This is a genomic window from uncultured Paraglaciecola sp., from assembly GCF_913020055.1.
GTDB lineage: Bacteria > Pseudomonadota > Gammaproteobacteria > Enterobacterales > Alteromonadaceae > Paraglaciecola.
The window spans coordinates 1-11,547 of the sequence record NZ_CAJWCF010000122.1; the positions used below are offsets into that span (position 1 = coordinate 1).

Here is an 11,547-nt window from a genome sequence, read left to right on the forward strand (position 1 = left end):
TGGGATCATAGACCACCTCCTTATTAACTGTAATTATATACAGTATTGCAACAGTTTACAAAAACATAGCCTTTTTAATTATTATTTTTTTATTTTATTCTGATTTAATAATAGGCTAATTATATTGGCAAGTAAAAGTCGCATATGTTTATTAACATGAGACAAAATAATTAAAACTGCATCACTACGTTTAACTTTATAATAATTCTCGCAAGCTGAAAATGGATTCGTGCTATTAACCCTTCTTTCCAAATCTATATTCTTTGGTTATAGGCAGCGTACTTATGCCTAACGAATTTGTACTAATGGTGATAGCTTGAACTTTTTTCACTATTACTCTACGTCTTCTGTTGGGTTGAAGTGCGCTAATTAGTGACCGATGAAGGATTAATTATTAATGCGCGGTGTAACCACCATCGATAATAAGTTCTGAGCCCGTCATATAGCTGGCATCATCTGATGCTAAAAATAATGCGGCTGATGCAATCTCACTTGACTGGGCCATACGTGCCATCGGGATATTAGCCAGTACACGTTGTTGGAACTCAAGTGCATCGGATTCGGGCATCGAGGCAACTGCATTGGCAATAAGTGGCGTAGCCACATAACCAGGGTGCAGTGAGTTTACTCGAATGTTATAACCGCTTTGCGCGCAGTGCAGGGCTGCTGATTTTGAGAAAATACGTACAGCACCTTTACTGGCATTATAAGCGGCCGCTTTTGGCTCGCCAATAATCCCTTCAATAGATGAAACATTAATAATGCTACCACCAGCCGCTTTCATCGTTTTAATGGCTATTTGCGTACCAATAAAAACTGCATCACTGTTAACTAATTGTGTACGTTGCCAATCTGCTAGGGTGCAATCTTCCACGGTACCTGGAATAGCAATGCCCGCATTATTCACTAAAATGTCGAGTTGACCATATTGCTTAACAATTTGGTTAATGGCCACTTGCCATTGAGATTGTTGACTGACATCAAGCTTAATGAATAATGCCTTACCACCTTGTTGGTTAATGTTTTGAGCAAGTGTCAAACCTTGCTCTTTGGCGATGTCTGCAACAATGACTGTTGCACCTTCTTGAGCAAAGCGCAGACACATTGCTTCACCAATACCTGATGCACCACCCGTTATCAATGCAATTTTGTTGGTCAATCTCATTTTATTTTTCCTTTATATTATTAGATGATTGTGTGGGGTTTTAAGCGGCTGTCAGGCCTCCATCAACAACAAACTCTCCGCCGGTAATAAAGCTCGCAGCATCAGAAGATAAAAAGGCTATCATTGAGGCAATATCTTCACTTTTACCTAAACGACCCAGTGGCGTCATACCGATGACTATATTTTTTGCTTCTCCAAAGCTTGATGCTAAACCGATATCAACAAGATCTTGGAATACCTGTCCGCCCATTTCGGTATCGATAACTCCGGGGTGAACTGAATTAACCCGAATGCCATAACCTAATTGGGCAAACTCCACTGCGGCATGTTTACTGTACAATCGGGCTGCTCCTTTAGTTGCGCCATAAGCACTGTGGCCGGATACGCCAATTAGGCCAGCAACAGATGACAGATTAATAATCGAACCGCCATTGCCACCTGGCTTCATAACCGTAGCGGCAGCTTTCATACCTAAAAATATTGATTCGATATTGATTTTATTTAGGAGTCGTAATTGTTCTAAGTTGTTTTCAAGCAAGGTGCCACCAATGTATATTCCAGCGTTATTGACCAAAATATCAAGTCTATTAAATTGCGCTAATGTTGCAGCGATTGCTTTATCCCAATCATCAGAGCTGCTTGCGTCATGCTGGCAAAACACAACATCAAGGCCCTGAGTTTTAAATTCAGCGACTGTTTTAAGACCTTGTTGCTCATCAATATCTGTAGCCATTACTTTGGCCCCACACTGTGCCATTACTTCTACGCACTTGGCGCCAATGCCTGATGCAGCGCCAGTAATCAGTACAACTTTTCCATCAAGATTAAATGAATTTCTCATTATTATTTCTTCGTGATTATTAGTTTTTGTGCTCTAAGCGCACGGATAAATAGCAAGGCGTACAGTAAATCTACCGAAGCCAATAAGGGTAATTGCCACGAGATCAAGCCCACTAAAAAATAACCAAAAGGGAGTAAGAAAACGACTATTTTGGCTATCGTTCCAAGTTCAATCAGGTTGCGATTGGCAGTGAAATCCGTACCCGCTTGGTAATAAGCCCAACCAAACATTGCTACTAATATGGCAAATAAATGCAAGTAAATAGGATTGTCAGGAATGGGGGTAATGCCCAATAGTTTAAAAGCTGACTGGTAGAAAAACAGAAAGACTAAGGCAACAAACCAATTAAACATTGCTGCCGAAAAAAATAATTTTGGGTTGGAGTTCATTGTTTATTCCTGTGCGTCTAGTGAAAGCCGCTATTGACGGCTTTCTTTGATTACTTCTCTTAAGGTAGGCTAATAAAACCACGCTCATGGAAGCGAGTGAGTAACTCACGGTGACCAAAGGCTTTAGCGGGTGATTGGAAACCGTTAGCTTTTAGTTTGTTTGCTAAAATTCGCTCTGCTGCTTCAGCGCAAATATCCCCAGTCCAGGTATAAGGAGCCGACAGGTTCATCACAAATGTGGTGGTGACTTGACGTCCTTGACCATGACAAACAATGACACTGCGTTGCACATCAACATCATCTTTTGCTGGCTCCCCGCTATCCATTTGATTACCCATTTCATTGGTGAATGCTTCACGTTCAGCTTGAGGCAAGTGAGCGGCATGCTCATTAAAGGCTTTAATCGCTTCGATAACAGGACCAATTAAATGTTCGCCCATAGCGGTAACTACTTTACAGTTACGCACGCGCGGATCATGTTGGTACCAAATGGGTTCACAAGCGCCGCCCCAAGGATGCGCCCCTAAAACTGCATTACGATGAGGTAGGGAAACGTGAATTATTTGATCGTTAGGCCAGGCTTTTAACTCATTCAGTTCAAGGTAGTATTGAGAGACATCGTTGCACACCATGCGCAAAAAAGATTTGGTTGATGCTTCAGACGGTAAACCGTGATCAATTTGGTAGACTAGATCCAGGCTATCAACGCCTTGGGTTTCAAGTACCACTTCAGAGGCAATCGAACCAGCCGCCCACATGTATGAGCAAGCAGGGCAAAGTAATAATTCTTTATCAGCGAAGGCTTGGCCGTACTTTTCATTAATCGCCGCAGTCCAGTCTTGCTCACCGGTGGTGTCAATGTAGTGACAGCCTTGCTCAAGTGCTGTTTCAACAATCGGCCAGCCAATTTGCATGAATGGACCCGATACGTTAATAATAATATCGACCTTGGCAAAAATAGGTCTTAGTTCTGTTGGATTGTTGCTGGCAATAGCAAACTCGGCATCGACGGTGTTGCCATGGCGCTGCTCAATAACCTTTTTAGCGGCTTCGAGTTTCTCTATGCTACGGCCAGCCATGTAAAATGGAATATTACGTTGTGCTAATGACTCACAAATTAATTTACCGGTATAACCATTTGCACCGTAGACTAATACTTTACGTTCACTCATAATTTTTCCTCTTTGTTAACTATTTTTAGCAGGTTTTTGATAGCTAAAAACCCGCTCTGATTGGTTGTCAAATAACTCGATTAAAAATCGTTCCTGCGGCTTTTCAGAAGCCGTTTTCGGTATTTCATCAACGATTTGTATATATGATGGCACCGAATTTGCTTCTAAATTCTCTCTACATTTTGCGTAAAACAGCGCCGTGTCAAAATCATTTGGATTACTTGTTACAATAGCTGCAACAATATCTTTTTCACCAGGTGCTCCAGAAGCAGCAGGTACGCCATAAACATAAACATCTGATACTTGTGGGTTTTCGGCAACGACTTTTTCTATGGAGGCAGGGTTAACAAAATCACCGTTTCTTCGCAGACCACCGCCTTTTCTGTAGTGGAAAAATAACCAACCCCCTTGGTCCATGTGGCCAATGTCGCCCATACGTAACCAACCCGAATGCACTTTTTTTGATGTGGCTGCTTTATTTTTGAAATATTCAACATGTGGTGTACTACCATCACTATGACGAAATACTATTTCGCCGGCGATGCCACGAGGGCATTCAATATCATCTTGATCGACAATACGAACCTCAAGCGTTGGTGGTGCCATGCCAATACTGCCAACCGGCCCTCGGCCCATTGGGTTGATGGTTAAGCCACCTTCGGCAGCGCCATAAAATTCAAAAATTTCAACATTGAAGCGCTGTTTAAAATCACTCCAGATAGCCTTTGGCATGCCGGCGCTGATCACATAACGAACTGGATTGTCATTATCGTTTGGTTTATTGGCTTCGCTGTAAACTGCTGTAGTCATACCGCCGAGTAAATTAAACACAGTACAATCAAATTCTCGGGTAATATCCCAAAGCTTGCTTTTAGTAAAGCTGCGGCTAATAACAGCCCGCAAGCCCATTTTTAACGAACACCCCAATGTGATTATCTGGGCGTTAGCATGGGTTAACGATAGGCCACTGTAAGGTCTATCGCCTTGTTGTAGGCCGAGGAAGGTCCCAAGGTTAATGGCATCACCAAAACGGCGGTGTGGTGACAAGATGGCCTTAGGATTGCCAGTGGTGCCTGAGGTATAAAGCATTTGCATCGGCGCATCAGGATCGATCGATAGGACGGGTAAATCTGGCACCGGAGCTTGGAGTATCGGGGCAAGACTAATCGCACCTTTATTAGCCACCAATTGAATACCTGTGTTTAATTGAATAACCCAAGAGATTTCCGGTAATTGAGCTTTTACCGCATAGAGATTATCCAGTGCATAATCGGCACAAATTACTCCCTGACACTCAGAAAATTCAAGCATATATTTTAGCATGTGACCTTGGGTTCTAGGGTCAATTGGTACAAAGACCGTACCTGTAATCGATGCTGCGATCATCGCTTCAACAAACTCGGGGTGGTTTTTCATCAATAAACCAAAGCTTTGTCCAGGTTTTAACCCTTGCGCGTTTAGGCATGAGGCAATGCACTGCGCGTTGTCCCACAATTGCTGATAGGTTCGGGTTTCGCTGACAATCTGACGGTCGTTATCAATATGTACAAAAGTGAGCACATCTAGGTTAGCGTCGGACTCAACTTTGTTAGCAATTAAGTTCGCGAGAATTAATTCATTTCTACTAGTCATAATTAAGCTCTATTTAGTCAGAATGCTAACGACTATCGCCGCGGCATCACCATTAATGTAGCCACCACCGTTTTCTGCCATCGCAACGTTAGCCCCTTCAACCTGACGATTATCAGCGCGCCCCTGTAATTGCTCGGTTAGCTCGACAATTTGCGCGATACCGGTCGCACCAATTGGGTGACCTTTACGCAGTAAACCGCCAGAGGTATTGACTGGCACTTTGCCGCCAAGTTTGCTGTGTCCTTCTTCAATAAAACGACCACCTTCACCTTCACCACAAAGCCCTAATTGCTCGTAATAAATAAGCTCGGATGGTGCCGAGGCATCATGTAATTCTATGCAGGATAAATCCTGTGGGCCTATTCCTGCAGCCTCGTAGGCCTCCTGAGCACAAGTTTGTGCGATACTGGCATCGCCCTCTATGGTGTCCCAACCACTACGAAGAACCGAACTTGCTACTTTTACTGGCGCTACCAAGCCCATTTGGCGCGCTTTACGTTCACTAACTAGGATCACGGCGGCGGCACCGTCGCCAATCGGTGAGCACATCGGCAGGGTTAGGGGATAAATAATTTCAGGCGCTGCTAATACCTGCTCAACCGTTAATTGCTCTCGATATTGTGCTCGCGGGTTTAAACTACCGTGATAGGCGTTTTTTGCAGAGACAGCGGCAAACTGGGCTTGGGTGGTACCATATTTACTCATGTGTTCCAGTGCCATCGAGGCATAGATATCCATGAAGATTGACCTTTTTGCACCGGCGCCATCCATATCGTTATCCATACCGGCATTTTTTGCACGCTGCATAATCTGCTGTTCTACCACTGTGAGATTTTCAACATCGACCGCCCCGGTAAAGACCGAGAAGGTTTTTAACTTATCTTGATGGAATAATTTTTCAGCGCCTGTGGCCAAAACAACGTCGTATAATCCACAGGTGATCATGGTGCAGGCTTGGTTAAAGGCAGTTGATGCTGAAGCACAGGCATTTTCGATATTAATGACTGGAATATGGCCAATGCCGATATCACGCAGTGCTACTTCACCTGGCACACAAACTTGACCAACAATAACGCCCGCAGCGGCATTGGCCATGTAAGCCGCTTCGAGATCTTTGGCTTCGAGTCCGGCATCTTTTAATGCTTGGATAATTGCCTCTGTCGTAAGTGACTTTAACCCGCGGTCGAGGTGTTTTCCGAACTGCGTCATGCCGACACCGGCAATATATGCATTATGTTTCATGCTAAGTTCCTAAAATTTATTTTGATGCTTTAGACAAGCTCAGGGTTAAATAATAAACTGCCGCCTTTAATCGCGAGAATTTCGTTACAACCATCGGCAATCAATCCTGAGCGCGCATCGCGTAATAGTTTTTCCATTGGGTATTCTTTAGTTAGTCCATTGCCTCCAAAAATTTGCAGCGCGTCGCTTGCCACTTCAAACGCTGTTTGAGTGCCAGTTATTTTTGCGGCAATAGAGCCCTGTAGGGCTGGTTGTGGCGATAGCGCGTTAAATTCAACCGTGCGACGAACCAAAGCACGGGCCGCTTCTACTTTGCGGAACATATGAAATAGACGGTAGCGGACATTTTGGTGGCGAATAATAGGTAAACCTCCTTGTTTACGCTCGTGTGCATATTCAAGTGCATGCTCGTAAGCTGCACGAGCAATTCCTACACATAAGTTGCCGACATGTAGGTTTGCTTCGGCTAGGGTGTGGTACACATGTTCACAATAATTTTCTGGCCCAGCAAGCATATGACTAAGGGGTATTTCAACGTTGTCAAAATAGAGTTCCCCCTGGTTTAATGCACGCAGGCCTGATTTATCGAGCGGTTTACCACGGGTGACACCTTTGGCATCGAGTGGCACTATCATTGAAATACCAGGGCGTGTGGTGCCGTTTTCCTCAAGGTGACAGTAGAGGGCACAAACTTGGGCGGTAATAGCACCAGAAACCCACGCCGATTTTTGGCCATTGATAATAATTTTGTCACCTTCTACGCGGGCAACACAGTTGGGGCGGCCATAATTACCATCAGAGGATTGCAGCACTGCATCTGCATCGAGCATATCGCTGCCGTGATCCGGTTCGGTAATAGCCCAGCACCCCAATTTTCCGTCGCAGTAGTCGGCCATTTCCTGATTGCCTGCCAAGAGCGAATAAAGTGCAGGCATTTGGTTGACCAGAATAGCGCCAGCTAAACCGCCATCACCCCAAGCGAGCTCTTCAGATGCCAGTGCCAAGATGCGAGCGCGTTGCAGTGGCTCTAATTCCATCATCGCGCCAAAGGACAAACCAAGCTCTTTGGTCTGAGCCAGTACTTGCCATAATAGTGAGTCTGGAGCGACCATTTCTTCTGGTGTCACTCTATCTAATTTAACACCCGCTGGTCGGAGTACTTCTTTGGCAAAACGTCGGATTCCTTCAACAATGGCCATCTCTTCTTCGTTGAGGTTGGCATCGAGCCCTGTTGGTTCTAGTAAAAGTCCTGAAATGCTGGTCATTGGTTGCTCCATATGTTGTCTGTTTGTTAATTGGTTGGCACGCTTTTTTTTAAAATAAAAGTGCTGATTTCTGGTTAGTAAAGTTAGCAATACCACGTATTGGCGTAACCATCCTTTAGGATAGATTTCATTTTTGTTGTTGCTTGATTTTTCGATGTGAAAAATATAAAAAGACTTAAACTGTTTTTCATCTATCTGAATTTATTGTGTTTATATTGATTTCTTCTGGAGGGGAGAATGGGGGAGGGTAGTATTTCCATCCTTTTTGATGGTTTTTATCACAGCACTCTTTGCTAGTTTTAGTTTTACCTATAGGTACTGATTATAATTATAAAGGGAACCAAAATGTTAAAGATAAATAAAATTTTTACGCTTGCCCCATTGGCACTTGCTGTTGCTACAGGTGTTCAAGCTCAACAAGAAGAACAAAATGAAAAAAGAAAAGGTCATGAAATTGAAGTAATTAATGTGACGGCACAAAAAAGGGTCGAAAGTGTACAGAAAATCCCTGTTTCTTTGACTGCCTTATCACGTGATATGATTGAAGATTTAAAAATGAACACTTCTAGTGATCTTGCTTCTGCTATCCCTAATTTACAATCTTCTTTAGTATATGGTGAAACGCAACCTATATTTTCTATCCGTGGTATGAGCATGTCTGATTACAATACTAACCAGGCGTCACCGGTTTCTGTCTATATTGATGAAGTAGCGGTGAGTTCAAACTTTATGCAAGGTTTGTCCATTTACGATTTAGAGCGTGTAGAAGTTTTGCGGGGACCGCAAGGAACCTTATACGGTAAAAATACTACGGGCGGCGCTATCAATTTTATTACTAAAACGCCTGATTTATTAGACACCTCTGGCAATATTAAATTGCAGCTTGGCAACTATGGTCGCAAACACATCAGTGGTGCGGTTGAAACGCCACTTATTGAAGATAAATTAGGGGCAAGGCTCGCATTTACCTATACAGACATAGATGGTTACCATAAAAACCATTTTCCAGGTGCAGATGATCTTACTAGTACAGAGAGTCAGTCAATACGTTTGACTCTAAAGTATGTTGAGGATGATTTCGAGGCGCTATTAAAAGTAGCTTCAGGTAAAAACGATGGTCAAACAGCCGGTGTGGTTAGCAGACCTGCTTACGATATTGGCAGTTACAAGTTTGATGCTTTGGGTGCAACACTGATAGGCGTGTATGGCTTAACGCCCAAAATGGTTGTAGATATGGGGGCGCAGCCTCGCGATGCTAATTGGGATGCATGGCAAGGATCTCATAATAAGGCCAATAAATATGAAACTGAATTTGATAGTGCGACCTTACGGTTAAACTGGGACTTGGGTCCGTATAATCTAACTTCTGTTACTGGGTTTATGAATGGTAAGGGGCTAAACAGTGCTAATACTGATGGTGCAGCCTACCGTTTACTGGAAATAGACTGGGGATCTGAAGTTGATCAATTTAGCCAAGATATCCGTTTAACCAGTAATTTTGATGGTGCCTTTAACTTTATCCTTGGATTATACTTCGATCAGGATGAAATTAAAGCACATAATAAATTTGATTTCTTTTTAGAAACAGAGGCGTTAGGGGTCCCTAACCCTACATTGGCAAGTCAAACGTTAGTAATCCCGGCAAATACAGCAATTGCTGGTAGTGCTGGGTTTACAACAGATCAAAAATATAGCCAGGAACGTAACAGCACTGCGATTTATTTTGATGGTAACTACGCTTTAAATGAGCAAATAACGTTACGCTTTGGTCTTCGTTACACTCAGGATGAAGGTGAAGGGAGAGATATCAATACCTATCTTGGGGATTATAATGGTAACAAAATTCAGGATCTCATTACCAATAATCCAACGATAAACCCAGAGCTTCTTTCTACCCCATACAATCCTGAAAATTTGAAGTGGGACCAGAATAAAGTTACCGGAAAACTTGGTATTGATTATCAAAAAAGTAAAAATATATTGTATTACGCATCAGTTAGCAGAGGCTATCGTGCCAGTGCTTTTAATGGTGGTGCTCAATTTTTTTCAAACGAGCTAAGTGTTGCCAAACCTGAAACTGTAGATGCCATTGAGTTAGGTTTTAAATCTGATTTACTAGACAACACATTACGTTTAAATGGCGCCTTGTTTAGCTATGATTATACAGATCAGCAATTTATCAATGTGATAGGTGTGCAACAGTTCTTAGTTAATGGTGATAAGTCGAGTATTCGTGGTGCAGAACTAGAGTTAACCTGGGTACCAACCTCGCGTATACAAGTGAATGCAGGTCTGGGTTTGCTAGATACTGAATTTAAAAAATTAGAATTGAATGATAGTACTGGAAATCTGGTTGATCTAAGCGGAAATGAACTGTTTAATGCACCTAAAGTGAACTTTAATGTAGCCATTCAATATGTTTTACTGGAAGCTGAATATGGCTTGTTGGAGTTAGGAGTCAACTCTAATTATATATCTCGTCAATGGTTTTCTGCCTTTAATGAATTGAACGGTTACGAGCATATAAAAGCGGATTCTGGTTGGGTTACTAATGCCAACTTAACCTGGACCTCAGATGATGACTGGTCAGCATCACTATGGGTTAAAAATATAGGGGAAAATGATGAAAAAACCTATGCGATAAACTTGCAAGGTAGCTTTGGCTTTGATTACAGCACAGTGGGGTCACCACTGACCTTCGGTGCAGATTTTACATACGAGTTCTAAATCTTAAAGCAAGGCTTTACCCTGAAAACAGGGTAAAGCTTATGTTTGTATTTTATATGGCTTCCGATAACACTCAATTTTAGTTGAGCATCTTTTTTTTTAATTTTCATAAGGTGCTTTCCTCAGTGTGCACAATGAGATCTTAAAAATTTAAAGTAATCTTCCCTTGGGGCTAATTTTTGTTCTATCTCACTTTGGCCAATTAATAAAATTTATAACTCACAAGGGATCCCTCAGGGTCAGAGTCAATTTAAATGAACTATACTCCTATATTTTTTAATAAAAAGAGGCTGGTTTAATGGCAAGAAGACTACGAGTTTCTAGTGCAGGAGTGCCAGAGCACTTAATACAGAAAGGGAGCAATCGTCAGGCGATATTTGCTTGTGAAGAGGATATGCAGGCTTATGTTGGTTGGCTCAAAACGTATTCTAAGAAATATAAAGTCAGTGTTCATGCATGGGTGCTGATGACCAATCATGTCCATATTTTATGTACGCCAAGTAGTAATGATGGTATTTCGCAGATGATGCAATCTCTTGGGCGAATGTATGTGATGTATTTTAATCGAATTTATAAACGAACAGGTACGTTATGGGAAGGGCGCTTTAAATCCTGTTTGGTGCAAGAAGAAACCTACCTAATGCAAGTTTATCGCTATATAGAGATGAACCCTGTAAGAGCCTCCATGGTTGATGAGCCAGGCGATTATTTTTGGTCAAGTTACCAATGTAATGCGCTTGGAAAGAAGAGTGACTTGTTAACACCTCATTCTATTTATACCCGTCTTGGTAGAAATGAACGGGAGCGCCAGTTAGCGTATCGAGGGTTGTTTGCACATCAAATCGAAGGTAAGTTGTTAGAAGATATCCGCCAAGCCAGCAATAAGGGATTAGCTCTAGGTAATGATGATTTTTTTGCGGATATCGAAAGCCTTACAGGGAAGCGAGTTATTGAAGGCAAACGTGGCAGACCAGTAGGATGGCGTAAGAACAAAAATGATTAAAAACTTTTTAAAATAACTCTTGACCCTTTTATTCTGGGTGATGAGATGGACGCTCCCTAATACGGCGTCAATGCGCCAAAATAGTAGTGTTAACCAGACTATTTACATAGG

At 42.4% G+C, this 11,547-nt stretch carries 9 protein-coding genes; 2 read left to right on the forward strand and 7 right to left on the reverse strand.

Going from position 1 to position 11,547, the window contains the following annotated elements:
* Positions 1–394: 394 nt before the first annotated feature.
* The 7 genes from QZ488_RS19240 to QZ488_RS19270 are packed head-to-tail and all read right to left on the reverse strand — an operon-like array spanning position 395 to position 7,706.
* Positions 395–1,165, reverse strand: coding sequence for a glucose 1-dehydrogenase (locus tag QZ488_RS19240; protein ID WP_293751782.1), 771 nt, complete (start codon positions 1,163–1,165; stop codon positions 395–397).
* Positions 1,166–1,205: 40 nt separating this feature from the next.
* The gene (locus tag QZ488_RS19245) at positions 1,206–2,006 is read right to left on the reverse strand and encodes an SDR family oxidoreductase (RefSeq protein ID WP_293751784.1); all 801 of its coding nucleotides are present in this window, start codon (positions 2,004–2,006) and stop codon (positions 1,206–1,208) included.
* 2 nt (positions 2,007–2,008) lie between these two features.
* A complete protein-coding gene (locus QZ488_RS19250; RefSeq protein ID WP_293751786.1) occupies positions 2,009–2,395 on the reverse strand; it encodes a hypothetical protein in 387 nt (128 codons plus the stop codon).
* Between the two features lie 59 nt (positions 2,396–2,454).
* Positions 2,455–3,567, reverse strand: a complete 1,113-nt coding sequence (locus QZ488_RS19255) for a DUF5938 domain-containing protein (RefSeq protein ID WP_293751788.1) — start codon at positions 3,565–3,567, stop codon at positions 2,455–2,457.
* A gap of 15 nt (positions 3,568–3,582) precedes the next feature.
* Positions 3,583–5,199, reverse strand: coding sequence for an AMP-binding protein (locus QZ488_RS19260; protein ID WP_293751790.1), 1,617 nt, complete (start codon positions 5,197–5,199; stop codon positions 3,583–3,585).
* 9 nt (positions 5,200–5,208) lie between these two features.
* A complete protein-coding gene (locus QZ488_RS19265; RefSeq protein WP_293751792.1) occupies positions 5,209–6,441 on the reverse strand; it encodes a thiolase family protein in 1,233 nt (410 codons plus the stop codon).
* 29 nt (positions 6,442–6,470) lie between these two features.
* On the reverse strand, positions 6,471–7,706 hold the full coding sequence (locus tag QZ488_RS19270) for an acyl-CoA dehydrogenase (protein ID WP_293751794.1): 1,236 nt from the start codon (positions 7,704–7,706) through the stop codon (positions 6,471–6,473).
* A gap of 345 nt (positions 7,707–8,051) precedes the next feature.
* Between QZ488_RS19270 and QZ488_RS19275 the strand changes: the two genes are divergently transcribed.
* Together QZ488_RS19275 and QZ488_RS19280 are read left to right on the forward strand one after the other, a co-directional pair.
* Positions 8,052–10,433 carry a TonB-dependent receptor gene (locus QZ488_RS19275; protein ID WP_293751796.1) on the forward strand — a complete coding sequence of 794 codons (2,382 nt, stop codon included), beginning with the start codon at positions 8,052–8,054 and terminating at the stop codon, positions 10,431–10,433.
* 298 nt (positions 10,434–10,731) lie between these two features.
* Positions 10,732–11,436: a transposase gene (locus tag QZ488_RS19280; protein WP_293751797.1), complete on the forward strand. Its 705-nt coding sequence runs from the start codon at positions 10,732–10,734 to the stop codon at positions 11,434–11,436.
* The last annotated feature ends 111 nt before the right edge of the window (positions 11,437–11,547 follow it).

Excerpts from the sequence above, each read along its gene's own strand:
- QZ488_RS19240 (WP_293751782.1), bottom strand. The coding sequence starts at position 1,165 with ATGAGATTGACCAACAAAATTGCATTGATAACGGGTGGTGCATCAGGT.
- QZ488_RS19245 (WP_293751784.1), bottom strand. The coding sequence starts at position 2,006 with ATGAGAAATTCATTTAATCTTGATGGAAAAGTTGTACTGATTACTGGC.
- QZ488_RS19250 (WP_293751786.1), bottom strand. The coding sequence starts at position 2,395 with ATGAACTCCAACCCAAAATTATTTTTTTCGGCAGCAATGTTTAATTGG.
- QZ488_RS19255 (WP_293751788.1), bottom strand. The coding sequence starts at position 3,567 with ATGAGTGAACGTAAAGTATTAGTCTACGGTGCAAATGGTTATACCGGT.
- QZ488_RS19260 (WP_293751790.1), bottom strand. The coding sequence starts at position 5,199 with ATGACTAGTAGAAATGAATTAATTCTCGCGAACTTAATTGCTAACAAA.
- QZ488_RS19265 (WP_293751792.1), bottom strand. The coding sequence starts at position 6,441 with ATGAAACATAATGCATATATTGCCGGTGTCGGCATGACGCAGTTCGGA.
- QZ488_RS19270 (WP_293751794.1), bottom strand. The coding sequence starts at position 7,706 with ATGACCAGCATTTCAGGACTTTTACTAGAACCAACAGGGCTCGATGCC.
- QZ488_RS19275 (WP_293751796.1), top strand. The coding sequence starts at position 8,052 with ATGTTAAAGATAAATAAAATTTTTACGCTTGCCCCATTGGCACTTGCT.
- QZ488_RS19280 (WP_293751797.1), top strand. The coding sequence starts at position 10,732 with ATGGCAAGAAGACTACGAGTTTCTAGTGCAGGAGTGCCAGAGCACTTA.